Here is a 25,680-nt window from a genome sequence, read left to right as displayed (position 1 = left end):
CAGTGCTTCTAGGCTGGGACCGTGCGTGCAGAACAGGTGACGGCGGCAGTGGCGGAGCACGGCGAGGGCCCGGTGTGGTGGCCCGGCTGGGGCGGTCTGCGATTCGTGGATGGCAGCCGCGGTGACGTGCTGACGCTGTTGCCGGGCGGCGACGTGGCGCGGATGCACGTCGATGCGTTCACCGGATTCCTGCGCCCGCGCAGCAACGGCGGCTGGGTGGTGGGCGGGGAGCACGCGCTTCTCGGCGCGGATGATCCGCAGACGATTCCCGTCGAGCTGGTGCGGTTGCTGAACGATCCGACGATTCGGCTGAACGATGCGGGTACCGACCGCGCCGGCCGCCTCTACGCCGGATCGATGGCGTATGAGGGAACCACCGACGCCGCACAGTTCTGGCGTATCACCGGTGACGACGTGCGCGTGCAGTTCTCCCCTGTCACGGTCTCCAACGGCTTCGACACCTCTCCCGACGGATCCCTGGGCTACTACGTCGACACCGCGACCGGCCGCGTGGACGTCTGCGATGTGACCCCTGACGGGCTGGTAGACCGACGTCCGTTCGCCGTGATCGACCCGGTGCTGGGGCATCCGGACGGCCTGACTGTCGCTGCGGACGGGTCGGTGTGGGTGGCGCTGTGGGATGGGCACGGTGTGCTGGGCTTCGACGCCAACGGCGTGCTGCGCGAGCGCATCGAGGTCCCGACCGCGCGCACCACGGCGTGCGCGTTCGGCGGCGATGATCTGCGAACGCTGTACATCACCAGTTCCCGCCAGGGCATCACCGACGATCCGCTTGCCGGAGCGCTCTTCGCCGCGACCCCCGGCGTCACCGGCCTCCCCGTCACCCCCTACGCCGGATAGCACACCCGCGAGACTTCCGTCTGTGGACGACAATCGGCGCAACGCGGGGATTCTCACCCACAGACGGAAGTCTCGCGGGTTATGGGGTCAGACCGTGGCGCGGCGGACGCGCTGGGTCTGCGTGCCCAGCCCGTCGATCTCGATGCGCATCTCGTCGCCGTCCTGCAGGTACTCGAACCGACCCGACAGCGCGACGCCCTCCGGCGTGCCGGTGTTCACGAGGTCACCCGGCTCCAGCACCATGTACTGGCTCAGCTCCCACACGAGCCGCGCGACCGAGAACACCATGTCGGCGGTGCTGGAGTCCTGACGGGGCTCGCCATTGACGAAGCTGCGGAGTCGGAGCGCCTGCGGATCGACCTCGTCGGCGGGAACGAGCGCGGGCCCGAGCGGATTGAACGTCTCGGCGCACTTGCCCTTGGACCACTGTCCGCCCGACACCTCGATCTGGTACTCGCGCTCGGACACGTCGTTGGACACGACATATCCCGCGATCGCCTCGAGCGCGGCCTCCGGCGACGCGAGATAGCGCGCACGACGCCCGATCACCACACCCAGTTCGACCTCCCAGTCGCTGCGCTGCGAATCCGGCGGAAGCAGAACGTCGTCGTCGGGACCCACGACCGTGTTGGGGTGCTTGAAGAAGATGACCGGACGCTCGGGAGGAAGAGAACCAGACTCGGCGGCGTGAGCGGCGTAGTTCATCCCGACACAGACAACCGCCATCGGCCGCGCGATCGGCGCCCCGATCCGCAGCTGCTCAGCCTCCGGCTCCGCAGGGAGCTCCCCGGCCGCGAGCGCCGCGCGGGTGCGGGCGATCCCGTCGGCTGCGAGGAAAGCGCCGTCGATCTCGGCTGTCAGCGACGACAGCGAGCGCAGCACGCCCTGATCGTCACGGACGAACGGACGCTCTGCTCCGGCGGTACCCAGACGCATCAACTGCATGGTGACTCCTGATCTCTCGCACGGCATCGCACGTTCGGCCGCGCCGTCCTGGCGCGGAAGGTCAGTGCTCGATCGGCCATACCCAGACGCATCAACGGCATGGTGACTCCTCATCTCTCGCGCGGCATCACGCATTCGGCCGCGCCGTCCTGGCGCGGAAGGCCAGTGGTCGATCGGCCGTCCCTGCACTGGTGCGCGGCAGACCGCGCCGACCGCCCAATCTCGCCCAGTCTGCCGGGGTTCAGTTCCCGGCGGCCACCCGGGCGTAGTCGCGGTTCACGATGGCGGCCCCCGCACTTCCCGAGAGGAAGTCGATGACGTTCTGCGCGGCGTGGATAGGCAGATCAACGAGAGCTTCCGGCGAGTACCAGGCGGCGTGCGGGGTGAGGAGCACGTCGTCCCGGCCGCGCAATACGCTCTCGGTGGGCAGCGGTTCCGCGGCGAAGACGTCCAGCGCCGCACCGGCGATCGTTCCCGCATCCAGCGCCGCGACCAGCGCATCTTCGTCGACCAATGGCCCGCGGCAGGTGTTCACGATCACCGCACCAGCGCGCATCGTGGCCAGGGCCGCCGCATCGATGAGGTGATGAGTCTCGGCCGTCAGCGGAACGTGCAGGGTGAGCACGTCGGCGGCGGCAACCGCGTCAGCGATGGTCGCCGCCTCGCACCCCGCTGCGGCGATCGCGTCGACCGAGGCGTAGGGGTCGGCCACGAGGACGCGGAAGCCGATGCCACGGAGCGAGCGCGCCACCAGCGAGCCGATGCGGCCGAATCCCAGCACGGATACGGTCGTGGCAGAGGGGCGGACGGCGGCGGGACGGGCGTCGACGGCGCGCCACGTGCCCTCGCGCACTGCACGATCGTAGGACGCGAGGCCGCGAGCCTCCGCCATGATCATCGCGACGGTGTGCGCGGCGACCTCCTCGATGCAGTAGCTGGGCGTGTTCGCGACGGCGATGCCGCGCGCCGTGGCCGCGTCGACGTCGATCATGTCGTAGCCGATGCCGAGCCGGGAGATGATGCGCAGCTTCGGCATCGTGTCCATCACCTCTCCCGTGATTCGCGCCCACTGGACGACGAGCGCCTCGACCTCGGCGCCCGCGTCGGCGAAGACGTCGGGGGTGGCTTCCGCAGCGCGTGCGGCGTCGATACCAGCGGCGGAGAGCGCGTCCTCGACGGGGGTGCCGGGCAGGTCACAATCGGTCACGAGCACACGAGAGGCTGTCATGCGGAAAATGCTATAGCATTTCTGCATGACAGCACGACGTTCTCTCATCACGGGTGCGAGTTCCGGTATCGGGACCGCTGTCGCCCTCGAAGTGGCGGCACAAGGCCATGCCCTCTGGATCACCTACACGGGTCGCGAAGAGGCTGCGGCGGATGTCGCGGCGCGATGCCGTGAGGCCGGCGCGACGGAGGTTCACGTCTCCCGCCTCGACCTGCGTGATGCCGCATCGGTGGACGCGCTCGTCGCCGAGATCACCGAGGCGTGGGGCCATCTTCACGTGCTGGTGAACAACGGCGGCGTGTGCCCGTACACCGCCTACCCCGACATCGATCTGGACGAGTGGGACTTCGTGATGGAGACCAACGCACGCGGCACATTCTGGCTCACGCGCGCGGCCCTCCCGTTGCTGCGCGCGGCCGAGGGCGATCGCAGTGTGATCAACGTCGCGTCGATCGCCGGACAGGTCGGAGCGCTCGCGACCGGCATGCACTATGCCGCCAGCAAGGGCGCGATCCTGGCGCTCACCCGCAGTTTCGCCCGCCACCTCGCGTCCGAGGGCATCCGTGTCAACGCGGTGACGCCCGGCGCAGTGGACAGCGCGATCACCGCGAACCTCACTCCCGAGGCCCGAACGAAGCTGGAAGCCGGCATTCCGCTCGGCGCGTTCGGCCAGCCCGAGGACATCGCCTGGATCATCGCGGGTCTGGCCTCCCCGCGCGCGGCGTTCGTCACCGGCGCCACGTACGACGCCAACGGAGGCACCCGCATTGACTGACCGCACCGCACATGACACCGTTCTCGCGCAGCTGGACGCCTTCAACGCGCACGACCTGGACGCCTTCGTGGCCACCTATGCGGAGGACGCGATGATCACCGGCGTCGCCGCCGATCCGATCATGGGAGCAGCAGCGATCCGTGCGTTCTACGAGCCGCGACTCCAGAACCCCGAGCTGTCGTGCGTGATCGACTCCACGGTGCTGTTCGGCGAGCGGTGGGTGATCGCGCGGGAGTACGTCATCAACGCGGGCGTGTCCACGGAGACGATCGCGACGTTCGACGTTGCCGAAGGTCGCATCGCGCGCGCGTCGATGCTGAAGGCGTAAGCCCCCGGCGCGGAGGTTCGGGTGCGCCCGACACGACGCGAGCACGTCATCTCGGGTGTCGCGGGTGTCGCGAAACGAGGACATTTACGCCAAACGAGGACGAAACCCGCCCGCAAGCGGTACGTACGCGTCATCATCCTCGTTTCGAAGCACGCCCGCCGGCGATCACCGTGCTCGCCAAAGGCGACGCTTGCCCCCAGGTCCGGCGCCGGCGCGCGCGTGGTCTCAGCAGCGGTAGAGGTGACCGAAGCAAAACGCGCGTGCCCCCGGCAGAGGATCCCGTGAGAACCGACGTTGCGCAGTGTCGCGAAACGAGGACATATGCGCCAAACGAGGACGAAACCCGCACTCTTGCGGCACGCACGCGTCATCGTCCTCGTTTCGGAGCACATTCTTCGCGGGGCTGACGGATCTCGCCGCTGACCGCACCCAGGTTCGGCGATTCAGGCGTAGCTCACGTCGCGACGGCGCGCGCTCAAGCACCGGTGGGTCGACCCGTGGTCCCGGAGCAGCCCGGACGACGCGGGCTCAGCCGCGGGGCGGGTAATACGCGGCGATGGAGGGGCGGAGGGACAGATCACCGAAGCCGGAGGTCCACCCACCATCCACGGCGATCGACTGTCCCGTGAGGTACGGGGTCTCGTCCGACAGGAGGAAGGCTGCGAAGGCGGCGACCTCCTCCGCCGTGGCGATGCGACCCATCGGCGGTCCTTCCGAGAGCGCGCGTTCCTCGGCCACGGGATCAGCAGCGTTGGCGATCTGCGCCTCCAGGTGCGGGGTGCGGACGCCGCCGGGAGCGAGGGTGTTGCAGCGGATGTTCGCCCCGCCGTACGTCACCGCGACGCTGCGGGAGAGGGCGTCGATGCCGCCCTTGGTGAACTCGTATGCGGCATACTCGGGGTGTCCCGCGCGGCCGTGGATGGAGCCGATGTTCACGATCGCGCCGCCGCTGGACTGGGCGAGGAAGGTCTGCACCGCCACCGAGCAGCCCCAGATATAACCGAGGCCGTTGATGTCGACGATCTCACGCACCGCTTCAGTGTTCAGCTCGTGCAGCGGAGTGGCACGGGTGATGCCGGCGTTGTTGACCCAGCCGGCGAGTGGTGCGCGCGCCGTGGCTTCGGCGGCGGCCCGCTCGTGCGTCGCGACATCCGACGAGTCCCCCAGGACGACGGCGGCGACAGCGCCGGATTCAAGACTGCCGGAGCCGGCGGAGCGCTCCAGCCCCACCACGATCCAGCCGTCGGCGGTGAGTCGTTCGGCGATGGCGCGGCCGATGCCCTTGCCGCTTCCGGTCACCACGACGCTGCGGTGTTCCTGGTCGTGTCGCATATCAGTGCCTTCCTGAGGGGGTGAAGTCGAAGCGTGACGGATCGAGGGAGAACCCCAGTCCTGGCACGGCAATTGGCGTGACCCGGCCATCGAAGCGCGGGCCGCCTACGACGAGAGTCGGCGCCGGATCGTAGGGATTGCCGCCGCGCGCGAACGTCTCGACCTCGATGCCCAGATGTGACGTCACCTCGGGATACACGTGTCCCGAAACCGGGACACCGCGCTCTCGAGCCCACGCGATCAGCTCGCGCGCCGGCGTGATCCCGCCCACGGCGATGACGTCCAGCCGCAGCACGTCCACGTTCCCAATGGTGACCAGTCGCCGCAGCACCTCCGGGTCGGTGACCTCGTCGCCCACCGAGATCGGCAATCCGCTCTCGCGGCGGATGCGGGCGCAGCCCTGGGCGTCTTCGGGAAGCAGCGGATCCTCCAGCCAGTCCAACCGGATGTCGCCCCACTGTCGCACCTCTGCGATCGCCTCGTCCGCGTCGCGCCAGCCAAAGCCGGCATCGACGACGAGACCGGTCTGCGCGGGCAGCTCATCGTTCAGGACTCCGATGAGCTCGCGCATATATGCGGGATCCGGCATGCGTGAGATCTTCACACGCTTCCAGCCGGACGCCTGCGCGAGCACCTCGTCGGCGACCTCTCGCGGCGCACGATCCGCCGACGGGTATGCCGCGACGAGCATGGCATCTCGGGGGTCGCCGCTCTCACCGATGAGCTGCCAGACCGGAACCCCGGCGCGCTGGGCCGCCACGTCCCATGCGGCGACGTCGACGAGGCCGATCGCGCGACGCACGAGCCCCACTCGTCCGACGATGGCACTGCCCCGCAGCATCCGATCCCACGTGTCGGCGGGATCGTCCGCATCTGCGCCTACGGCGTGGGAGGCGACCAGTCGCCGCACGATCTCCGCCATCGGCGCTTCTCGGCTGAGACAGTACGCGTGGCCGGCACGACCCGCGTCATCGGTTACTCGCACCGCGGAGTACTCGCGCCGCGTCACCGTCATCGCCCCCAGGCGCAACGGCTGCGGCAGGGGCAGCACCGCGGTGGCGGCGCTCACGTCGGTGAGGGTCATCACTCGGGCTTCTTCGCGAGGGGCACGCCGTAGTCCACCATGAACCCGCCGTCGACGTACAGGGTCTGTCCGTTCATATAACTGGCGTCGTCAGACACCAGGAAGCTGACCGCTGCGGCGATCTCACTGGCGTCGGCGAGCCGGCCGGCGGGAATACGCGCCAGAATCGTGGCGGGGTTGAGCGTGCCCGCGGCCACACCCTGCTGGAACACGCCGGTGTCGACATATCCCGGTGCGACGGCGTTGACCCGCACGCCACGGGCGGCCCATTCGGCTCCCGCAGTGGAGGTGAGACCGATGACGGCAGCCTTGGTCGTGGCGTAGGGCGCGCGTCCCGCCGAGCCGCGCGACGAGATCGAGGAGATGTTGACGATGCGGCCGCCACCGTTCGCCAGCATGCGCCGACCCGCGGCCTGCAGGCACGCGAAGACACCGTGCAGGTTCACGTTGACCACGGCCGCCCACTCGTCCCAGGTGAGATCTTCGATGCCGCGGTGGCGCTGGATTCCCGCGTTGTTCACGAGCACCGCGATAGGACCGAGCTCCGCCTCGATGTCACCGAACACGCGGTCGACGGCCACGGGATCGGTGACATCCAGCTCGCGCCAGATCACCCCCGCGGCGTTCTCCTCGGCGGTGAGGCCAGGCACACGATCCGCCGCGACGACACGGTAGCCGTCCGCAGCGAGGCGCTGACCGATCTGCCAGCCGATGCCGGCGGCTCCTCCGGTGATGACGGCGATGGGTGCGGATTCGGTCATGAGCGGGTCCTTCTTCTGTCCTGCGGTGTGGTGTTCATCCCGGCACCGCGATGAGATCGCGAGTGTCGGTTCAGTGCTGCGGCGTGGTTCTGTATGCGGGAGTCGGTTCTGTCCTGCGAGTACTGGTTCTGTCCTGCGGTTCTTCTGTCCTGTGATTACTGGTTCTGTCCTGCGAACACTGGTTCTGTCCTGCGGTTCTTCTGGCCTGCGAACACTGGTTCTGTCCTGCGTTTCTGTCCTGCGAACACTGGTTCTGCCCTGCTCACACGACCGACGCGATGAGGTCTGCGGCGTGGCCTTCGAGACGCGCCAGCGACCCGGCGGCAAGCGGCGTCTGCCAGGCCTGATAGGCGCCGCGTTCATACGCGTCGTCGCTGGGGAGGTAGACGAAACCCGGACCATTGCTGAGGTTCGCAACAACGACGGCATGGTCCGCAAAGCGCGCTCGCAGAGCGGTCTGCAGATGCGAGTATGCCTCGCCGGGGTGAGCCACGAGCACCGCACCGCCAAGTCGCCACACCCAGACCGGGTGCTGAACGGTGGGGCCGTCGATGTAGCCCTCCCGGAGGTTTCGTGCCCGCAGCAGGCGCTCCTCGCGGCTGCGCGCGTCGATGTCGGCCCACTGTTCGGCCAGCTCGTCCAGGGAGGGGAGATCGACCAGGTCCAGCTCGACAGCCGCGTTCACCACGGCCACCGCGGTGTCTGCGGCAACGGGAGTGGCCTGCCACATGCCCAGGGGTGCACCGGATTCGACGACGCCCGTGAGCTGCAGGGCGGTCCCTGGCACCGGCAGCGACGCGAGAGCTGCGAGCACCGCATGGCCCAGGGAAGACCCGTGGCGATCGGCCACGGCGAGATCGCCGGTGTACTGCTCGCGTGGGGCCAGCTCGCCGGATGCTCCCTGCAGGAATGCCACTGGCGCACCCGTGGCGTCCTCGACCAGGTCGCGCATCGCCCCGACGTAGTCCGGCGAGATCAGCCGGTTCTGCCAGCTGAGCGTGGTGGGGTGGCACGCATAGTTGACGATGGTGGCGAGGGCCGCGCCATCGCGGGTGAGGCGACCGACCAGCACGGTGTCGTCCGCGGTCTCCTCCGGCGCGAACGCCACGAGCGCGCGGCCATCCAGCGTGAGTTCACGGTTGCCCGCGAGCGAGCACCGCCCAACCGCCCACTCCAGACGCGCCGGCGCGAGCGCATCGAGCGCCTCGCGGGCGGCGTCGGAGGCCTGGGCGGCGAAGTGTTCCAGATAGCCGGGGATCAGCTCCCCACCCTCGAGATGCGTGTCCGCCGCGCACAGCACCGGGCCGGCGTGCGTGTGGCTGAGCGAGATGATCAGACGTTCGGGCGGCAGGCCGGTGGCGGCGAGGACGGCGGAGCGCACGCCGATCTCATCCGCCACCCGGCGCCACCACGTCGCGTCCGCCGTGATCAGTACGACGGGCTCATCACCGTCCGAAGCGCCGTCCAAGCCGCCCGCCGAGCGGAAGGCCACGGCCGTCAGCGTCATGTGTCGATGCTGGCCCTCCGAGGCGTTCCAGTCCGCCGGCCCCCAGTTGCGCGCTCGGATGCCGATCGGCGGATCGATCATCCGGCGCGCGACGCCCGCTTCCAGATCGGCGGCCGGCACCGGGATCCGCTCGTTCAGTCCGGTCATGACCGTCCCTTCGTCAGCAGCGTGGTGGTGGAGGCTCCGGTCCGCTCGTCGAGCTCCGCGGCCAGCCGCCGACGCTCGCGCTCCTGCACTGGATCCGCCACGGGAATCGCCGCCATCAGCGATCGGGTGTACTCGTGCTGCGGGTCGGCGAACAGGTCGTCCCGCGAGCCCATCTCCACGATTCTGCCCTGCTGCATCACGGCGACAGTGCTCGACATGTAGCGGATCACCGCGAGATCGTGACTGATGAAGAGGTAGGTCAGTCCGAGCTCGCGCTGCAGCGCTCGCAGTAGGTTCAGCACCTGCGCCTGGATGGACACGTCGAGCGCGGAGACCGATTCGTCCAGCACCATGAAGTCCGGCTCCAGCGCCAGGGAGCGCGCGATCGATACACGCTGACACTGTCCGCCCGACATCTCGCGCGGGTAGCGCTCGGCGAACTCGTCGCCAAGGCCAACGAGCTGGAGCATCTCACGCACCTTCTCGGCACGCGACGCCTTCGTGCCGATGCCGTGCGCCTTCAGCGGTGCCGCGATCAGCTCGCTCACCCGCTGACGCCGATTGAGCGCGGAGAACGGGTCCTGGAACACCATCTGCATGCGTCGACGCAGGTGGCGAAGCTCCCCGCCGCCGATGCGGTGCGGGTCGACGCCGTCGAACGCCACCGCACCATCGTCGATCGGGTTCAGAGCGAGCACCGCCTTCGAGACGGTGGACTTCCCCGATCCCGACTCCCCCACCAGGCCGAAGGTCTCCCCGCGGCGCACGTCGAAGCTGACGCCATCCACCGCCGTGACCACGCGGCCAGAGCCGAGCCGGAACCGCTTCGTGACATCACGAACCGACAGCAGCACATCGCCGGGTTCGCGCGGCGGCAGGGACTCGGCGACGATGGCATCCGTCCCCCGCTCCAGCACCTCCACCGCCGTCGGAATCGGCCGGTCCACGTCGATGGTGAGATCGACGACCGCGCCCATCAGCGCCTGCGTGTACGGATCCTGCGGTCGCGCGTATACGTCGTCGACCGCGCCGATCTCCACGGTGCGACCGTGACGAAGCACCTGGATGCGCTCGCAGAATCCGGCCGCGATCCCGAGGTCATGCGTGATCAGCACCACCGCCGTGCCGTACTCCGCGGCCAGCCGATCCAGCAGGTCGATGATGCGCGACTGCGTGGTGACGTCCAGCGCGGTGGTCGGCTCGTCCGCGATCAGCAGCTTCGGACGCGAGGACATCGCCATCGCGATCATGACGCGCTGTCGCATGCCGCCGGAGAACTCGTGCGGGTACTGCGCCATGCGCTCCTCGGGATACGGCACCCCGACGTCGGTGAGCAGCTCGACGGCGCGCGCGTGCGCGGCCTGGCGCGAGACCCGGTCGTGCAGACGGACAGCCTCGATGAGCTGGGCGCCGATGGTGAGCACCGGGTTGAGCGAGCTCATCGGATCCTGATAGACCATCGCGATCTCACCGCCGCGCAGCTTCGCCATCTCCCGCTCGCTGAGGGCCAGCAGGTCCCGACCCTGGAAGCGGATCTCGCCGCCGAGGCGCGCACCGGCGTTCAGGCGCATCACCGACAGGGCGGTGAGCGACTTCCCGGATCCGGATTCGCCCACGAGGCCGAGCTTCTCGCCAGGCGCGACCTGCAGGTCGATGCCCTTCACGGGCGTCGCGGATCCGTAGGAGACGGTGAGTCCGCGGATGTCCAGCACGGGTTCCACGCTCATCAGCGCACCCCCTTCTTCTCGCCGCCGCCGAGTTGGTCAGCCAGCACATTGAGCAGCCAGATGGTGATGAAGATGAACAGGGCAGGGAAGATCACGTAGCCGATCGACTGGTACATCTTCTGGTAGCCCTGCTGCACGAGCGTGCCCCAGGTGGCCTCCGGTGGCGCGATGCCGAGGCCGACGAAGCTGAGCGACGCCTCCAGCAGGATCGCGTTGGCCGCATTGATCGCCGCCTGCACGACGATCGCTCCGCGGACGTTCGGAAGGACCTCCGTCAGCACCAGACGCGAACGCGAGGCGCCGAACGCGACCGCCGCGGTGAAGTAATCCTCCTTCAGCTCGGTGAGCACGGAGGAGCGCACCAGTCGCGCCGTCGTCGGCGTGAGCAGGATGCCCACGATCACGGCGAGTTTGACCGGATCGGCGCCGAAGGCGGAGACGAACACCAGCGCGAACAGGATCTGCGGAATCGCCATCACGGTGTCGGCCAGGCGCATCAGCAGCTCGTCCAGCCAGCCACCGAGGAAGGCCGCTGCCATACCCCAGACGAGGCCCAGCAGCATCGCGAGCACCGTGGCACCCAGTGCGATGAAGATGGTCAGCTGACCGCCGAACAGGATGCGGCTGAGCAGGTCGCGCCCCAGCTCGTCCGTGCCGAGCAGATGCGCGCCACTCGGACCGACCAGACGGTCGGGCGACTGCGCCGAGGGATCGTAGGGAGCCACGATCGACGCCAGGATGCTCGCCAGCACGATGAGCCCCAGCACGCTCGCGGAGATGATCGTGAGGATCGGCGGCCGCCGCCGACGCGCCGCGCGCACCGGAGCGGTCACCGGGATGAGTGTGTCAGCCATGACGACCCTTCGTCCGGAGGCGGGGATCGAGGACGCCGTAGAGCAGATCGACGATCAGGGTGGTGATGATGAACATCGCGGAGATGAGGAGCACGACGGACTGCAGCACGGCGTAGTCGCGCTTGAAGACCGCGTCGATCGCGAGCGAACCGAGACCCGGGATGCCGAACACGTACTCCACGATGACCACGCCGCCCAGCGTGTAGCCCACGATGAGTCCGAGCATGGTGAGGCTGGGGATGAGCGCATTGCGCAGCCCGTGGCCGATCACCACACCCCACCGCGACTGTCCTTTGCCGGTGGCCGTGCGGATGTACGACGAGTCCAGCACCTCGATCATCGAGGCCCGGAGGTAGCGGATCAGCAGCGGCGCTGCGGCAATCGCGAGCGTGAGGGCTGGCAGCACCATGCGCACCAGGTTCTCACCCGGATCCTCCTCGAACGGCGTGTAGCCGCGCGCGGGCAGCAGCTTGGTCTGCACCGCGAACACGATGATCAGCGCAATGCCGATGAGGAACTGCGGCAGGGCCATTCCCACGGTGGAGAAGGCCGTGACGATGCGGTCCACCACGCCCAGCGGGCGAAGCGATGCCAGCACGCCCAGCGGCATCGCGATGACCACCGCGAGCAGGATGCCGAGGAAGGTGAGTTCGAGCGTGGCCGGCAGGCGCTGCCCGATCAGCTCGGTGACCGAGAACTGATTGAAGTAGCTCTGCCCGAAATCGCCGCGAACTAGTCCGCCGATCCAGGTGAGATACTGCTGGATCACGGGGGCGTCGAGGCCCGCCTCCTGGCGGAGACGCTCGATCATGGCAGCGTCGACGCCCGGGGTCGAGCCGAGGCGGGTGATGACGGGATCTCCCGGCAGCAGCCGCAGGACGATGAAGATGATCAGCGAGGTGGCGATCAGCATCGCGATGCTGATCGCCACCCGCCGTGTGGTCTGTGCGATCACTGAAGCGCCGCGCCTTCGAGGTGGAGCTGGCCACCGCCTTCGACCCAGACACCGGTGACCTTGTCACCCGTGGCGGTGACAACGGTGGACTGCAGCGGCACGATCAGCGGAACCTGCTGGTTGATGATCTCCTGCACGGAGCCCCACTTCTCCTTCCGGGCCTTCTCATCCGGCTCTGCCATCGCGGCGGAGAACGCGGTGGAGAAGTCGTCGTCGCTCCAGTTGCACTCGCAGCGACCGGGCAGGTAGAAGTTCAGCGAGTACGCCGGCTCCGTGGGCGTGGACTGGAAGTTCGGCACGATCGTGGCCGGGTAGCTCTTGCCCGCCGGGTAGAACTTGTCCACCCAGGTTCCGATGTCGTTGTTGTCGATCTTCAGGGTGATGCCGATCTCCTTGAGGCTCGCCTGCAGGATCTCACCGCTGGTGTTCCATTCCGGGTACTGACCGGCGACGCCCCACCAGGTGAGCGTGTCGCCCTCCTTCACGCCGGCCTCGGCGAACAGCTCCTTCGCCTTGTCCAGGTCGTAGCTGTAGTCGACCAGGTCGCCGCCGAACCAGGAGTTCTCGGCGTTCAGCGCGCTGTTGGTGGGCGAGACGACGCCCTGACCGGAGTATGCGGCGTCCAGGATCGCCTGGCGGTCGGTCGCGTAGGCGAGCGCCTGACGAGCGCGCACATCGTTGAAGGGTGCCGAGGTGGTGTCCATCTCCCACGAGGGCCACTGGCTGGGGCTCTTCGGGCGCACCATCACCATGTCGCCGCCCGACTCGAGCTGGGCGACGTCGCCCTGCGGCACAGACCACAGCACATCGATGTCGCCCGATCGGAGGCCCGTGACGGCCGCGGTTGACTCGGCGGCCTTGACGATGGTGATCTCATCGAGTGCGGGCTTGTCACCGAAGTACTTCTCGTTCGGCACGAGCGTCACGCTGTCGTCGGGGGTGAACTTGGACACCACGTAGGGACCCGTGCCGATCGGATCCTTATCGATCGAGTCGACATTCGAAGCATCGATCATCTTCACCCACACCAGCGCGGCCGGGAACGTGGCCACCGGCTCAGACAGCGTCACGGTGAGGGTGGTGTCGTCGGCGGCCGTCACGTCGGAGATCATCGAGATCTTGTTCTTCTCCTGCGTGGCCGTGTCGGGATCCACGTAGTAGTCCAGGGCGGCCTTGGCCGTCTCTGCTGTGAAGGGGGTGCCGTCCGAGAAGGTCACGCCGTCGCGCAGGGTGAACGTCCACGTCTTCTGATCGGCCGACGCCTCCCACTTCTCGGCGAGGTCGCCGACGACAGCGCCAGATTCGTCGGTCTTGGTGAGTCCGTTCCACAGCAGCGGGAACAGCACCTCTTCCCAGGCGAACGTGCGGATGGCCGGGTTGAGCTGCGGGATGCCCTGCGCCGCGGCGACCGTGAGAGTGCCGCCGGTGGCGGACCCGTCGCCCTGTCCCGCGCCGTTGTCGGATGCACCCGCGGAGCAACCCGCGGTGGTGAGCAGGGCGGCGACCAGCGCGCCGGCCAGCAGAAGACGTCCTCGTTGCATTGCAGGTTCCTCGCCTCTCGGGATTTCGGGTGACTCCCCCGAGAGTGCTGTGCGGGGGAGCCTGTTCGCTATAGCATGTAGCAAAAGCAGCCACGTGTCCAGTGTCGCGACTTTCCGCTTCGGCGGTGCACCATGGAGAGCGCGACCGTGCGGGATGCGAGCGCAGAACGGGGGAACGATGCAGACGGTGTCAGACCAGAACGTCGCCAAACAGGTGACCGAGGAGCTTCGCGACGCCATCTACGCGGGCGAGCTCAAGCCGGGCGAGCGGCTGGTGGAACGCAAGCTCGCGGCTCGCCTCGGTGTCAGCCACATCCCCGTCCGCGAGGCACTGGCGCGGCTCGCCGAGGAGCGACTGGTCGAACGGGAGCCCCGTCGCGGTGCGCGCGTGGCCCGGATGACCCGCGCCGACCTCGACGAGATCACCTCACTGCGCATCGTGCTGGAGCAGTTCGTCGCCGAGCGTGCACAGGAGCGCTGGAATGAGGATGCCCGCAACCGGCTCGACACGATCCTCGACGCGATGGATGCCGCAGAGCCGGGCGATACCGCCGAGATCTTCCGCCAGGACCGCGCCTTCCACGAGACGCTGTCGGAGCTGGCCGAGCACCGCCTGCTCTCCGACATGTCCACGCGACTGCAGGGGCGCATCGCGTCGTTCCTGCTGGCCACCACCTCCGAACTGAGCGCCGATCAGCAGCACGCCCACACGCAGAGCCACCGGGTGATCGTCGATGCGCTCGCCTCCGGGGATGCCGCGCGGCTGCGCGAGGTCATCGCCCACCACATCGTCGAGGGCGCCGCGCGTATCCCGCTCGACGATCCCAGTTCATAGCGCGCGACCAGTCAGCGGCATTTAGGAGATCCTGCCTCCCCTTCCTCATGCTCCCTCTTGCTGTAACACGCGGATCATGTGTTCTCCGCCCAGCCGCGGTCTTCAACTGGTGTCGACCACCGCTCGTGCTTGATGTGTGCCCATGCATACGGAAATGGAACCAATCAGCGGCGTGCGGACATTACTGAGAAAGGAATCTCGACGGCAAGCGGAGGAGGTGGAGATCATGGCGCGCCACGCGACTGTCGCTTCTGGAAAGCGAACGTCAATCAACGGATGCCGGCCAAGGCGCCGGCCGACTGTTTGGATCGATGCCGCTGAGGTGCACCAGAGTTCGAGCCCGCCCATCGTCGGACGCCACGACGAACAACTGAAAACGTCTGGCCTGCGAATGATGTCTGGCCCATGCGAGCGCCTCATCCACATCTGCACAGTCGATCAGATCCCAGGCTTCGAGGTTCCAGCTAAATCCGGGCGCCGGCTGCGTCCAGTACCGGACCTCATACTCGGGGTCCAGCTGCTCACGCTCCCGATCACGTCCTCGCCGCATGCGTGCGTCCATACCCGCAAATCCTCTCAGAAACAACGAAAGGGACAACAACGAAGTTCATCCGTATCGTCACGATAGCTGCCTTGTCAGCAGCGCTGTTGGCCGCTGACCCTTCAGCTTTCGCGAGCCAGTCAACCACCGGGACTCCGTCAACGGAGGTCACGAGTCGAAAGACCCCTCGACGCAACTGCAATCTGTCAAACAGTCGGACGAAACGACGCAATTTGTCGGTGACAACATTGCGCTGACGGTCAACGCCCCAACTGCCACTGCGCGTTCAGATCAGCGCGGCATAGCTGCTGCTGACATCACCTGCAACCTCGATGTCCAGTGGCCCCACGGCTCAACTCATGTGTCGGGAACCATCAACGAGGTGGTCCGAATCGACTGCAAATACGTCACGGGCGGGAAGGCACCGATGGGGGGCCTCCGCCTGGCGATGTTCCTGGCACGAGTGAGCCCGAACTTCATGCAGTGGCATGCGAGCCCGGTGACGAACACCGGCGCGAGCTCAATTCAGAACAACAAGGCTGTCTCCTGTGCTGAAGGCCCTGGCGATTTCCGCGGATGGGGTTGGGGAACGCTCACCCCTCCTCCCGGATACTCGCTGGTTGGGCCGGCCGATTACGACAAGTTCGGCGACACGAAGGCAACGGCTTGTGGGGTCGCAAACAAGGAAGCATCAACGGAACCGGGGGTAGCTGAGCGCATCTCAGTGACATTCACACAATCCGGCGTCAGCTCATAGCGCACCACCTGTTCGCTGGGCGTGGAGCAGGAGCGAGGAGAATTCGCCCCTGCTCCACCTGTTTCCGCTCGGCGATCCCGCCTCCTAGCCGACTGCTCAGAAGTAGTCGGCGGCGCCGAAGTGCCGCGGATGAGTGAGGCTCGGCTCGCGGGTCAGCGCGCGCACCATCGCCGTGGTGTCGGCTTCGTCGATCGCCGCGGGAGCGAAGCGAGCGATCACATCGTCGAGTTCTGGCAGCGCCGGGATCGCGATGCTGCACGAGGTCACCCCGGCCGCAGCCCACGAACCGGCGACGGCGGAGAGCGCCTCATCCGCGCTGTGACCGAGAGTGCAGGCCAGTTCGTCGATCACGCCGAGACCATCCTCGACGTGTTCGATGGCGTAGGCGTTGTCCACGCGGTGCAGAGTCGTACCGCTCAGTCGATACGCCGCGGCACGGAAGTCGAGGTCGCCCCGGCTCGGCGCCAGAGACACACGACCGGTGCGCGAAGCCCGGTAGACGGCATCGACCGCGCGCAGGCCATCCTCGTCGGTCGGCGCCGACACGACATCTGCCGCTGCGCTGACGGAAGCAGACCACGCACCGCTGCGGACCCGACGCATCGGCAGCTGCTCGAATCCGCTGGAGCGATACACACCGGGGGTGTCCGTGAACAGCAGCGCCCACTCCCGACCCGCCGCGCGCGCATCGTCCAGCGAGCGCTCCACCATGCGAGCCGCGACACCGCGGCCTCGCGCGGACGGCGCCACCGCGACACTGCCGATCGCGTGCACGGACGCGATCCGGTTGTCCTCGTGCAGCATCTTCGGCATCCCGTACACCGATCCGACCACCTGGCCGTCGAGCACGGCGACCTGCGTGCGCCGGTGACGATCGGCATCCAGCAGCCATTGATCCGGGGCCAGCGGCGGCGTGAACGCGGCGGCCCACAGCGCAAACAGCTCCGGTTCATCCGCGAGCGCGGCGTGACGGAAGGTCAGGTCAGTCATGGAGTCCTTCTTCAGAGACGGTGCCGCGCAGCACCCGGGCGGCAGTGACGGCGTTTGCCGCTGCCGCGCGGGATTCGGACCACGGATACGGCACCGCGCCGGCACGTGCCGCGTCCGCCACCGCAGCGGACAGTTCCGCGAAGCCGAACTCGGTGCCATCGGTCAGCACGGCGCTGTGGATCCCCATGTCCGTGAACACGTCCAGCTCGTAGCGGTCGTCGCCGGGAAGGCCCGAGACGGTGAGCTGGATCGGAACCTCGGCGCCGTCGTACCGCACTCGTGCACGCGCCTGCGCGAGATCCTCCGATGTCCGCTTGTCCATCCACGACAGCGCACCGTCGATCGCGGTGAGCGTGGCGCCCGGGAGCACGGCGTCAACCAGCTGCCAGGCGTGCGAACCCACCGAAAGCAGGGTTCCGCCCCCGTCAGTGGGGTCGTCCTGCCATTCGCGTCCGGGCGATCGGAACGGCGCGGCGTCGTGATGCGCCAGCACCCGCACCCCGAGAACCCGCCGTCCACGGATGCCTGCGACCAGGGCCCGCACCGCGGGAGCGAACGCGAGCGGCGTGGCCGTTCCGAACTCTCCGTCGAGGCCGTCCAGCGCCGCGAGGTGATGGGAGGTGGCCGCCACCACCTTGTTCACGAACACCGTCGGGACCGCGTTGATCACGGCAGGGAGCAGTGAGGGCACCAGCGCCGTGCGCGACGTCACGATGACGGCGTCCGGAGCCAGCGAGACCAGCTCCGCGATCGTCAGCTCCGCCACCCCGAACCGTGACGCGAACTCCCGACGGCGCACGGGATCATCGTCGTCCGCGACTCCGACCAGCTCCACACCCAGCGCACGCAGATTGCCGGCGTCGATCGCCGGGTGCGCGTGAGCGACGCCGAGGAATCCGATGCGAACGCTCATCCCGGTTCAGGCCATCGTGGCGATCTGTTCGCGCGTGACGGTGTGCTGCAGCGGACGGTCGGCGAGATACGCCTCGACCTCGTCGGCCACAATGCGCCCCTGGTGCAGACGACCCTCCACCGTCCCCGCCGCGCGATGCGGGGTGAGCAGGACGTTATCCAGCGAGCGGAAGGGGTGATCCAATGGCAGGGGCTCCTGATCGAACACATCGATCGCGGCGTCGATGCGGCCGGTGGTGACCTCGGCCAGCAGCGCCTCCTCGTCCACCAGCCACGATCGCGCCGTGTTGACCAGCCCCGCACCGTCGCGCATGAGCCGCAGTTCCCGGGCACCGATCATGTGGTGCGTCTGTGGGAGCGAGGGAGCGTGCAGTGCCACGATGCGCGCCGCGCTCATGCCCTCGTCCAGGTCGACGAGACGAGCACCGAGAGATGCGGCCTCCGCTGCGTCGATCGTGGGGTCCACGAGCAGCGGCTCGGCACCGAGCGCCCGCAGCAAGGAGAGATACGAGCGTCCGGTGCGCGAGGCGCCGACCACCGTGATCGGGCATCCGCCGATCTCGTGCTGCGCCCCCGGTTGCACCGCCGCTTCCCACCCGGCACCCGCGTGCATCGCGTGATCGAGCCGGTGGACGCGGTGCAGCAGCGACAGCGTGAACGTCAGCGACACCTCTGCCACGGGCCGTGCCATCGCTGCGCCGGTCTGCGAGACGCGGATCCCCGCGTCCCACAGCGCATCCGTCACCAGGAAGTGCACGCTCGCGCCACTGTGTGCCAGCAGGCGCAGGCGCGGCATGCGAGCGAGAGTCTCCGCATCGACGGCGGCGGCACCCCACGCCGGGATGTAGACCTGCGCCTGAGAAGGATCAGCCACCTCGGCCAGGGCGTCCACGCGCACCAGCGCGCCCTCCGGATCCGCGCCATCCGCCACTGCGAGAGCGGCGGCCGCGGCTTCCAGCCTCGACCAGCTCTCCGTGCTGAAGAACTCCCCCACGAGAGGCGTGGGAACGGCGACGATGATCCGGGGTGCGCTCATGCCAACCACCTTTCCAGATGCGCGGCGACGAAGGCATCGTCGGCGAGATCGGGATAGGCGACGCGCGTGCGGGCGATCTCCTCCGATTGCCCCGGCGACAGTGATTCGGCGGGATCCAGGCACCAGGTCCCCTCCAGCAGACCCTGCTGGCGCAGCACCTCGTGCACGCCCGCGATGACACCGTGGAAGTCGTGCCCCGGATCGAACACGGCCTGATTCACGTCGACCAGATCCGCCGAGCGCGCCGTCAGCATCCGCAGCAGCGCGTCATCGCCTGCCATCGCGCGATGCACCTGATCGAGCATCCGCACGGCCGCGTGCGTGCCAACCGCCCACTGTCCGAGCAGCCCGCCCACGAAACGCAGCGTCCGCGGTCCGGTCGGCGAATCGACCGTGTACGTGGCGAGCAGGTCGGCGAGGATCGCGTCATCGTTGCCGGTGTAGAGCGCGATCTCGTCGGAGCGACCGGATTCGGCCACACCGCGCACCAGCTCAAGCGTGCGGTAACGGTCGAACGGTGCAGCCTTCACGGCCACCACGGCGTCGATCGAGGCGAACTCACGCCAGAAGGCCCGATCCAGCGTGGGGCCTCCGATGGCGCTCTGCAGGTAGAAGCCCACCAGCGGCATCACCTCGCCAATCGCGCGGGCACGATCGAGCAGTTCCGCGGGCGTCGCCCCCGGCACCCGCGGGCTCACGAGCACCGCGTCGTAACCGAGCTCATGCGCCAGCTTCGCCTCGGTCACGGCCTGCGCGGTGTCCCCCGAGACACCCGCGATGCGGATGACCGACGAATCGCCGCGTGCCTCAATCTCCTCGACGGCAAGCCGCAGCACCGGCTCGAACAGTCCGTGCTCCGGGTCGCGGATTTCGAACTGCGTGGTGTGGACGCCGATCGCCACTCCCCCGACGCCGGCGTCGAGGTAGTACCGCGTGAGCGCGCGCTGACGTCGCTCGTCGAGCGTGCGCTCGGCGGTGAGGGCCAGCGGGTGAGCGGGGATGACCGCCCCGCGCGCGAGGGTGGCGGCAGCCTCGGGGCGAAGCGCGTGCATCAGAACTTCCCGTCGCGAACGGCCCACTTGGTGGGCTTGGCGATGGTGGGAAGCCCGGCCTCGAGCCACGCCGTCTGCCAGCGGACGAGAGTGTTGGCGGACACCGTCGGGTAGCCGAACAGCGCCATGCAGCGGCTGGAGTCACTGAGCAGAGCGGTGGCCTGCGGCTCGTCGACGAGCGTCACCTCGTGCCCCGCGATGGCACCGACTCGGCGAGCGATGGCGGCGACGCTCAGCGTCTCCGGGCCGGTGAGGTTGACGGTGAACACGTCCGAGCTGGCGTGGCGCAGACTCCGCAGCACCACCTCGTTGGCATAGCCCTGCCACACCACGTTGACGTTCGCGGTGGCGACGGAGACCGGCTCGCCCGCCAGCACCGCGGCGGCGATGTCGGCCACTACGCCGTAGCGAAGGTCCACGGCGTAGTTCAGGCGGATGATCGAGACGGCGGTCCCGCGCTCCTGCGCACCGAACTCGAACACGCGCTCCCGACCGAGGCAGGACTGCGCGTACTCGCCGATCGGTGCCGGCGTCACGTCCTCGCTCGCACCGCCGGAGGACGCGGGCAGGAATGGATACACGTTTCCGGTGGACAGCACCGAGATGCGACTGTCGCGGTAGCGGCGGGCCACGCGATCGGGGAGTGCGGCATTGACCTCCCACGCCCACGACGGGCTGGTGGCGGCGCCGAACTTCGCACCGATCATGAACACCACCTCGGCGGCGTCGGGAAGCGCGGACAGGTCATCGGCCTCGACGAGATCGAACGGCACGACGGTGACGCCCGCGCTCTCGAGACGCTCGCGCAGGGCGACGTCGCCGAAGCGGGAGACGGCGTACACGCGGTCGTCGGTGCGACCCGCGGCGTTCATCGCGTTGCGGGCGAGCATCGCCAGCGTCGGGCCCATCTTGCCCCCGGCGCCGAGGATCGCGAGGTCCCCGGATCCGGCGCGCATGTCCTCAATGAGAGCCGCACTCGGCTCGGCCAGCGCAGACTCGAGGTCGGCCTCGGAGGTGAAGGTGAAGTCGGTCACGACATTCCTTTCGATCAGCCCTTGATACCCGCACTAGCGACGCCCTCTTGGACGTAGCGCTGCGCGATGAGGTAGGCGAGGAAGATGGGCAGCAGCGCTACGACGGAGCCGGCGAGCATCACGCTCAGCGGAACGCTCTGCTGCTGCAGGGACGAGATGCCCACGGTCAGGGTCCACATGTCGCTGGACTTGCCGACGATGAGCGGCCACAGGAAGTCGTTCCAGTGCCACAGGAAGACGAAGATGCCGAGGGTCGCGAGCACGGGCTTGCACAGCGGCAGCACGATCCGCAGGAAGATGCGGAACTCCCCCGCGCCGTCGATGCGCGCGGCCTCGAACAGCTCGTCCGGCAGACCCTGGATGAACTGGCGCATCAGGAACACCGCCTGGGCGTTCGCGAGCGACGGCAGGATGAGGCCCCAGTACGTGTCCACACCGCCGAGCCAGGCCATGAAGATGAACGTCGGAATGAGGGTGACGTGGAACGGGACCATGACCATCGAGAGGAAGGACCAGAACATCACCTCCTTGCCCCGGAACCGCTTCTTCGCGAAGGCGTAGCCGGCCATCGCCGACAGGAACAGCACGAAGACGACGGAGACCAGCGAGTAGATCAGCGTGTTGCCGAGCCACACCAGCAGGTTCTGCCCGCCGAGCACCTGCTCGTAGGAGGAGAAGGAGATGTTCCCCCACGGCAGGAGGGAGCCGGGAAGCTCCACGGCCATACCCGGCTTCAGGCTGAGCACCACCATCGCGTAGAACGGGAAGAAGCTGAAGACGGCGGCGATGCTCAGCCAGATCCAGCGGCCCACGATGCCCCAGCCGGTGGGCTCGAGAGCGCGGTAGGAACGCTGACGACGCGGTACGGTGGTGGCGCTCATTTCTGCTTTCCGATCACCAGGCGCTGGATGAGCGCGACGGCCAGGGTCATGATGAACAGCGCGACGCCGATCGCGGCCGCGTATCCGTAGTTGAAGTACTTGAAGCCCTGGTCGTACAGCATGTAGACGAGGGAGTAGCTGGCGTTGGCGGGGCCGCCGCCGGTCATCACGTAGATCACGTCGAAGACCTGGAACGCCGCCGTCGTCTCGATGACGGCGAGGAAGAAGAACGTCGGCTTCAGGTGCGGCATCAGGATGAAGCGGAAACGCTGCCAGGAGTTGGCACCATCCATCAGTGCCGCCTCCTCGAGCTCACGCGGCACGTCCTGCATGGCGGCGATGAGGATCATCATGCCGTAGCCGAATCGCGACCAGACGCCCACGATGATCAGCGCCGGGATCACCAGCACCGGACTGCCGAGCCAGGAGCCGCCGAGACCCAGCGGCGCCATCAGCTGCGACCACGGACCATCTGCGGAGAAGATCCACTTGAACACCGCACCGGCCAGCACCAGCGAGGTGATGACGGGCAGGAAGAAGATCGAGCGGAAGAAGCGCGATCCGCGGAAGGCCCGACGCACACCGAGCGCCATCACCGTGGACAGCGCCAGCGCGATCGGCACGGAGAACACCGCGAACAGCAGCGTGACCGACAGCGCCCGCCAGAACAGCGGATCGGCGATCATGCGCTGGAAGTTGGCGATGCCCTTCCAGTCCAGCTCCCCCGAGATGTCGTAGTGGAAGAAGCTGAGCCCCACACCCACGATCGACGGCCCGAATCGGAACGCGATGAAGAGCAGGAAGGCGGGCAGCACGAACAGGAAGGCGACGCGGGCTTCACGACGCGAGAGCAGACGCGACATGCGCGCGCCCGGTGAGAGTGCGGCCCGTGCCGCGCCCGCGGGCTCGGCGTCGATCCGCGGCGGTTCAGTGGTCTTCATTGACATGACGGACTCCCTGAGAGGTGAAATCGAGATCGGGAGCGCGTCGAATCAGTCGACGCGCTCCCGACAGGTCACTGCGACAGCAGCGGGCCGGTAGCGGAAGCTGCGGCGTCGAGGGCGTCCTTCGCGGACTTCTGCCCCAGCAGAGCGCCCTGGATCTCCGGGGCGAGCACGCCCATCACGGCGCGCGAGCTGGTGAACAGCTCACCCACGGTGGCGGTGGGCACGTTCTCCTCCATCTTCGACATCACCGGGTCATCCGCGTAGAGCGCACCAGTGGAAGTCACGGCGGAGAAGTACCCAGCCTCGGTGAGGTACGGCTTGACGATGTCACCGCTGGTGGCGAAGTCGGCGAACTCGCCGGCCGCTTCCTTGGCCTTCGAGCCCTTCAGCAGCGCGAGCGATCCGACGGTGCCGTAGGCCACGGCCTTGTCCTTCTTCAGCGGCGGCAACACCACGATGTTCTCGGCACCCCAGAACGACTCGACCTCACTCGGGACGTTGGTCCAGGAGCAGCCGACCTTGCCCTTGGCGAGAGCGGTCTGCTCCAGCGGCAGGTTGGTGCTCAGCGCGTCGGGCTCGATGGCCTTCTCCTGCGCCAGCGTGGAGATGAAATCGAGTGCCTCCTGGCCCGGCTTGCCGTTGAAGTCCACCGCGGAGCCGTCCTTGTTGAACACGCTGCCGCCGGCCTGCCACAGCAGCGGGTAGAACGACATGTTCAGCGTGTTCTCCGGAGCGGCCGGGTAATTGATGGCGTACATGCCCTTCTCCGTGAACTTCGGAGCCATGGCGAGCACGTCGTCCCAGGTCGAGGGGTAGTCGGTGACGCCGGCTTCCTTGAACGCAGCGGCGTTGCAGATCAGCGGGTTGACACTGGTGAGGATGGGCGCGCCCATCATGTTCCCGTCGATGGTGACCGACTCGGTGACGTTCGGAAGGATGTCGGCCTTCTGCTCGTCGCTCAGGTACGGGCCGATCGGCTCGATCGACTTCTGGTACGCGGCGAGCTGGTCCGGGATGAGGTAGACGAGGTCAGGACCCTTGCCCGCGGCGATGGCCGTCTGCAGTCCCTCGTCGCGGTTCGCCCACGGGAAGATCTCGTAGTCCACCGTGATATTCGGGTGGTCCTTCTCGAAGGCGGCGACGGTCTCGTCCCAGAACGCCTTGTGCTTGGCTTCGTCGGCGATGACCGGGTAGAGCCACACCGTGACCTTCTGGTCACCGCCTGCTGTGGCGTCGCCGCCCGCTCCGGCGTTTGCGCCGCAACCGGCCAGCAGTCCCACGGCGGCGAGTCCCGCCGTGGCTGCGATCAACTTCTTCACGCGCATGATGCTCCTTTGCTCACGCCCCGGTGCTCAGGGGGACTGGGTCTATTATGACAATGCGCTGTGATATTTCGTCAAGCCCTTTTTTGAAACTGTTGACCGACATGGTTTCGACTGCTGTCATCGAAGGGCTGGCTAATCACACTCGTGTGGTAATTTTCCGGAAACGATGCAAAGGAGCGCCGATGCCGACCGTGGCCGAGCAGACGATCGTCGCCCGCACCGCGCTGCGTCTGCGCGATGGAGGGCCGACAACGGCCACCGACCTCGCCCGCACGCTGGAGATCTCGCGCACCTCGGTGGAGAACGCGCTGGCGCAGCTGCAGGATGCCGGGCTCGTCGCCGATGCGCAGCCGCTGCCGGGTCGCGGCGCCGGCCGCCCCGCCCGCCACTATGGCTTCTCCGCGAGCGCGGGGCTGGTCGCGGGCGTCGATGTGGGTGTGCACAGCGTGCGCGTGGTGCTGTCCGATCTCGCGGGCGTGGTGGTCGCACACGAGCGCGCTGCAGGCCTGGACCCCGACGATGACGCCGCCACCCAGCTGGACGCCGTCGTCGCGGCCATCGACGCGGCGGTCGCGGCTGTCCAGGCGCCGCACGGCGGTCTGCGAGCGGTGGGAGTGGCGCTTCCCGGCATCGTCGATGACTCGGGTCGTGTGGTGGCCTCCGTCATCCTCACCGCCTGGCCCGGCGTCGATGTCGCACGCCTGCTGCGGGATCGTCTGGGCTGCCCCGTGGTGCTGGACAACGGTGTGCGCCTTGCCGCGGTGGCCGAGCATCACCTCGGCGCCGCACGGCTCGTCGACGATGTGCTCTACCTCTCGGTGGGCGCGCGCATCGCGGCCGGCATCATCCTGGACGGACGTCCGCGCCGCGGACCGCACAATGCGGCGGGCGACATCGGCCGGCTCGCCTTCCGCGGCATCGATGAGGACACCGGACAGATCGCCTGGCGCACAGCCGCCAGCGGCGAAGAGGTGTTCGCGCTCGCCGAGTCCGGCCATGCCGAGGCGCGTGCCGAACTGACCGGGTTCATCGAGGAACTCGCCCGCGGCATCGCCACCCTGGCGATGACCATCGATCCGGCGATGGTGGTGATCGGCGGTGGCATGTCGCTGGCTCGGGAGGCGCTGCTCGCGCCGCTGCGCTCCGCTGTGATGCGTCGCATCCGCATCCCCGTAGACCTGCCGATCGTGGCCGCCCGCCTGGGTGGCGAGGCGGCCGCCCACGGCGCGCTGGTGTTCGCGTTCATCCGCTGCGCCGACGACGTCACGGGCCTGCCCGACCTCCCCCCGCCTCCCATCGCCCCCATCGAGGACGCGGCCCTCGTG

General features: G+C 68.1%; 24 protein-coding genes. 5 read left to right on the top strand and 19 right to left on the bottom strand.

Features of this window, described 5'->3' with window-relative positions; all coding sequences use genetic code 11:
* The first annotated feature begins 21 nt into the window (after positions 1–21).
* Entirely contained in the window at positions 22–861 is an 840-nt protein-coding gene (locus ACI3KU_RS14735) for an SMP-30/gluconolactonase/LRE family protein (RefSeq protein WP_404923061.1), read from the top strand.
* An 87-nt stretch (positions 862–948) separates the two neighbouring features.
* Here the strand turns inward: ACI3KU_RS14735 and ACI3KU_RS14730 are convergent, their stop codons facing one another.
* Positions 949–1,806, bottom strand: a complete 858-nt coding sequence (locus tag ACI3KU_RS14730) for a fumarylacetoacetate hydrolase family protein (RefSeq protein ID WP_404923060.1) — start codon at positions 1,804–1,806, stop codon at positions 949–951.
* Positions 1,807–2,047: 241 nt separating this feature from the next.
* Positions 2,048–3,034 (bottom strand): C-terminal binding protein, encoded by a 987-nt coding sequence (locus ACI3KU_RS14725; protein ID WP_404923059.1) that lies wholly within the window; start codon positions 3,032–3,034, stop codon positions 2,048–2,050.
* Positions 3,035–3,059: 25 nt separating this feature from the next.
* Between ACI3KU_RS14725 and ACI3KU_RS14720 the strand changes: the two genes are divergently transcribed.
* Together ACI3KU_RS14720 and ACI3KU_RS14715 are read left to right on the top strand one after the other, a co-directional pair.
* Positions 3,060–3,809 (top strand): SDR family NAD(P)-dependent oxidoreductase, encoded by a 750-nt coding sequence (locus tag ACI3KU_RS14720; protein WP_404923058.1) that lies wholly within the window; start codon positions 3,060–3,062, stop codon positions 3,807–3,809.
* On the top strand, positions 3,802–4,137 hold the full coding sequence (locus ACI3KU_RS14715) for a nuclear transport factor 2 family protein (RefSeq protein ID WP_404923057.1): 336 nt from the start codon (positions 3,802–3,804) through the stop codon (positions 4,135–4,137). The genes ACI3KU_RS14720 and ACI3KU_RS14715 overlap by 8 nt, the downstream gene beginning before the upstream one ends.
* A 528-nt stretch (positions 4,138–4,665) precedes the next feature.
* Here the strand turns inward: ACI3KU_RS14715 and ACI3KU_RS14710 are convergent.
* From ACI3KU_RS14710 to ACI3KU_RS14675, 8 genes are all read right to left on the bottom strand, one after another.
* A complete protein-coding gene (locus ACI3KU_RS14710) occupies positions 4,666–5,469 on the bottom strand; it encodes an SDR family NAD(P)-dependent oxidoreductase (protein WP_404923056.1) in 804 nt (267 codons plus the stop codon).
* 1 nt (position 5,470) lies between these two features.
* Complete coding sequence (locus ACI3KU_RS14705; RefSeq protein ID WP_404923055.1) at positions 5,471–6,553, bottom strand: mandelate racemase/muconate lactonizing enzyme family protein; 1,083 nt, start codon at positions 6,551–6,553, stop codon at positions 5,471–5,473.
* Positions 6,553–7,314, bottom strand: coding sequence for an SDR family NAD(P)-dependent oxidoreductase (locus ACI3KU_RS14700; RefSeq protein WP_404923054.1), 762 nt, complete (start codon positions 7,312–7,314; stop codon positions 6,553–6,555). Before ACI3KU_RS14700 ends, ACI3KU_RS14705 begins: the two co-directional genes overlap by 1 nt.
* Before the next feature lie 262 nt (positions 7,315–7,576).
* Entirely contained in the window at positions 7,577–8,968 is a 1,392-nt protein-coding gene (locus tag ACI3KU_RS14695; protein WP_404923053.1) for a hypothetical protein, read from the bottom strand.
* Entirely contained in the window at positions 8,965–10,695 is a 1,731-nt protein-coding gene (locus ACI3KU_RS14690; RefSeq protein WP_404923052.1) for an ABC transporter ATP-binding protein, read from the bottom strand. Before ACI3KU_RS14690 ends, ACI3KU_RS14695 begins: the two co-directional genes overlap by 4 nt.
* Entirely contained in the window at positions 10,695–11,549 is an 855-nt protein-coding gene (locus ACI3KU_RS14685) for an ABC transporter permease (RefSeq protein ID WP_404923051.1), read from the bottom strand. Before ACI3KU_RS14685 ends, ACI3KU_RS14690 begins: the two co-directional genes overlap by 1 nt.
* Entirely contained in the window at positions 11,542–12,504 is a 963-nt protein-coding gene (locus ACI3KU_RS14680) for an ABC transporter permease (protein ID WP_404923050.1), read from the bottom strand. Before ACI3KU_RS14680 ends, ACI3KU_RS14685 begins: the two co-directional genes overlap by 8 nt.
* Positions 12,501–14,045, bottom strand: coding sequence for an ABC transporter substrate-binding protein (locus tag ACI3KU_RS14675; RefSeq protein ID WP_404923049.1), 1,545 nt, complete (start codon positions 14,043–14,045; stop codon positions 12,501–12,503). The genes ACI3KU_RS14680 and ACI3KU_RS14675 overlap by 4 nt, the downstream gene beginning before the upstream one ends.
* Positions 14,046–14,223: 178 nt before the next feature.
* Between ACI3KU_RS14675 and ACI3KU_RS14670 the strand changes: the two genes are divergently transcribed.
* Positions 14,224–14,880, top strand: coding sequence for a GntR family transcriptional regulator (locus tag ACI3KU_RS14670; protein WP_404923048.1), 657 nt, complete (start codon positions 14,224–14,226; stop codon positions 14,878–14,880).
* A 265-nt stretch (positions 14,881–15,145) separates the two neighbouring features.
* Here ACI3KU_RS14670 and ACI3KU_RS14665 read toward each other — a convergent pair whose 3' ends face one another.
* The 9 genes from ACI3KU_RS14665 to ACI3KU_RS14625 form a co-directional block, all read right to left on the bottom strand.
* Positions 15,146–15,442, bottom strand: a complete 297-nt coding sequence (locus ACI3KU_RS14665) for a hypothetical protein (protein ID WP_404923047.1) — start codon at positions 15,440–15,442, stop codon at positions 15,146–15,148.
* A gap of 832 nt (positions 15,443–16,274) precedes the next feature.
* On the bottom strand, positions 16,275–17,168 hold the full coding sequence (locus tag ACI3KU_RS14660) for a GNAT family N-acetyltransferase (protein WP_404923046.1): 894 nt from the start codon (positions 17,166–17,168) through the stop codon (positions 16,275–16,277).
* A complete protein-coding gene (locus ACI3KU_RS14655) occupies positions 17,161–18,081 on the bottom strand; it encodes a hypothetical protein (RefSeq protein ID WP_404923045.1) in 921 nt (306 codons plus the stop codon). Before ACI3KU_RS14655 ends, ACI3KU_RS14660 begins: the two co-directional genes overlap by 8 nt.
* Before the next feature lie 6 nt (positions 18,082–18,087).
* Positions 18,088–19,116 (bottom strand): hydroxyacid dehydrogenase, encoded by a 1,029-nt coding sequence (locus ACI3KU_RS14650; protein ID WP_404923044.1) that lies wholly within the window; start codon positions 19,114–19,116, stop codon positions 18,088–18,090.
* Entirely contained in the window at positions 19,113–20,168 is a 1,056-nt protein-coding gene (locus ACI3KU_RS14645; RefSeq protein WP_404923043.1) for a dihydrodipicolinate synthase family protein, read from the bottom strand. Before ACI3KU_RS14645 ends, ACI3KU_RS14650 begins: the two co-directional genes overlap by 4 nt.
* A complete protein-coding gene (locus ACI3KU_RS14640; RefSeq protein ID WP_404923042.1) occupies positions 20,168–21,202 on the bottom strand; it encodes an NAD-dependent epimerase/dehydratase family protein in 1,035 nt (344 codons plus the stop codon). Before ACI3KU_RS14640 ends, ACI3KU_RS14645 begins: the two co-directional genes overlap by 1 nt.
* 14 nt (positions 21,203–21,216) lie before the next feature.
* Positions 21,217–22,083 (bottom strand): carbohydrate ABC transporter permease, encoded by an 867-nt coding sequence (locus ACI3KU_RS14635; RefSeq protein WP_404923041.1) that lies wholly within the window; start codon positions 22,081–22,083, stop codon positions 21,217–21,219.
* Positions 22,080–23,030 (bottom strand): carbohydrate ABC transporter permease, encoded by a 951-nt coding sequence (locus tag ACI3KU_RS14630; protein WP_404923040.1) that lies wholly within the window; start codon positions 23,028–23,030, stop codon positions 22,080–22,082. Before ACI3KU_RS14630 ends, ACI3KU_RS14635 begins: the two co-directional genes overlap by 4 nt.
* A gap of 68 nt (positions 23,031–23,098) precedes the next feature.
* Positions 23,099–24,355: an extracellular solute-binding protein gene (locus ACI3KU_RS14625; protein ID WP_404923039.1), complete on the bottom strand. Its 1,257-nt coding sequence runs from the start codon at positions 24,353–24,355 to the stop codon at positions 23,099–23,101.
* A gap of 182 nt (positions 24,356–24,537) precedes the next feature.
* Here ACI3KU_RS14625 and ACI3KU_RS14620 point away from each other — a divergent pair.
* Positions 24,538–25,680: ROK family protein (locus ACI3KU_RS14620; RefSeq protein ID WP_404923038.1), on the top strand; the 1,143-nt coding region annotated here is incomplete at its 3' end.

It is taken from the genome of Microbacterium sp. ZW T5_56 (assembly GCF_044987425.1).
GTDB lineage: Bacteria > Actinomycetota > Actinomycetes > Actinomycetales > Microbacteriaceae > Microbacterium.
Note: the sequence above shows the minus strand (reverse complement) of the source record. Positions and strands in the feature narration are given on the sequence as shown.

Bases quoted from the DNA above. Each gene is read 5' to 3' on its own strand.
- ACI3KU_RS14730 (WP_404923060.1), bottom strand. From the start codon at position 1,806: ATGCAGTTGATGCGTCTGGGTACCGCCGGAGCAGAGCGTCCGTTCGTC.
- ACI3KU_RS14725 (WP_404923059.1), bottom strand. From the start codon at position 3,034: ATGACAGCCTCTCGTGTGCTCGTGACCGATTGTGACCTGCCCGGCACC.
- ACI3KU_RS14720 (WP_404923058.1), top strand. From the start codon at position 3,060: ATGACAGCACGACGTTCTCTCATCACGGGTGCGAGTTCCGGTATCGGG.
- ACI3KU_RS14710 (WP_404923056.1), bottom strand. From the start codon at position 5,469: ATGCGACACGACCAGGAACACCGCAGCGTCGTGGTGACCGGAAGCGGC.
- ACI3KU_RS14705 (WP_404923055.1), bottom strand. From the start codon at position 6,553: ATGACCCTCACCGACGTGAGCGCCGCCACCGCGGTGCTGCCCCTGCCG.
- ACI3KU_RS14700 (WP_404923054.1), bottom strand. From the start codon at position 7,314: ATGACCGAATCCGCACCCATCGCCGTCATCACCGGAGGAGCCGCCGGC.
- ACI3KU_RS14695 (WP_404923053.1), bottom strand. From the start codon at position 8,968: ATGACCGGACTGAACGAGCGGATCCCGGTGCCGGCCGCCGATCTGGAA.
- ACI3KU_RS14690 (WP_404923052.1), bottom strand. From the start codon at position 10,695: ATGAGCGTGGAACCCGTGCTGGACATCCGCGGACTCACCGTCTCCTAC.
- ACI3KU_RS14685 (WP_404923051.1), bottom strand. From the start codon at position 11,549: ATGGCTGACACACTCATCCCGGTGACCGCTCCGGTGCGCGCGGCGCGT.
- ACI3KU_RS14675 (WP_404923049.1), bottom strand. From the start codon at position 14,045: ATGCAACGAGGACGTCTTCTGCTGGCCGGCGCGCTGGTCGCCGCCCTG.
- ACI3KU_RS14670 (WP_404923048.1), top strand. From the start codon at position 14,224: ATGCAGACGGTGTCAGACCAGAACGTCGCCAAACAGGTGACCGAGGAG.
- ACI3KU_RS14665 (WP_404923047.1), bottom strand. From the start codon at position 15,442: ATGGACGCACGCATGCGGCGAGGACGTGATCGGGAGCGTGAGCAGCTG.
- ACI3KU_RS14660 (WP_404923046.1), bottom strand. From the start codon at position 17,168: ATGACTGACCTGACCTTCCGTCACGCCGCGCTCGCGGATGAACCGGAG.
- ACI3KU_RS14655 (WP_404923045.1), bottom strand. From the start codon at position 18,081: ATGAGCGTTCGCATCGGATTCCTCGGCGTCGCTCACGCGCACCCGGCG.
- ACI3KU_RS14650 (WP_404923044.1), bottom strand. From the start codon at position 19,116: ATGAGCGCACCCCGGATCATCGTCGCCGTTCCCACGCCTCTCGTGGGG.
- ACI3KU_RS14645 (WP_404923043.1), bottom strand. From the start codon at position 20,168: ATGCACGCGCTTCGCCCCGAGGCTGCCGCCACCCTCGCGCGCGGGGCG.
- ACI3KU_RS14635 (WP_404923041.1), bottom strand. From the start codon at position 22,083: ATGAGCGCCACCACCGTACCGCGTCGTCAGCGTTCCTACCGCGCTCTC.
- ACI3KU_RS14630 (WP_404923040.1), bottom strand. From the start codon at position 23,030: ATGTCAATGAAGACCACTGAACCGCCGCGGATCGACGCCGAGCCCGCG.
- ACI3KU_RS14625 (WP_404923039.1), bottom strand. From the start codon at position 24,355: ATGCGCGTGAAGAAGTTGATCGCAGCCACGGCGGGACTCGCCGCCGTG.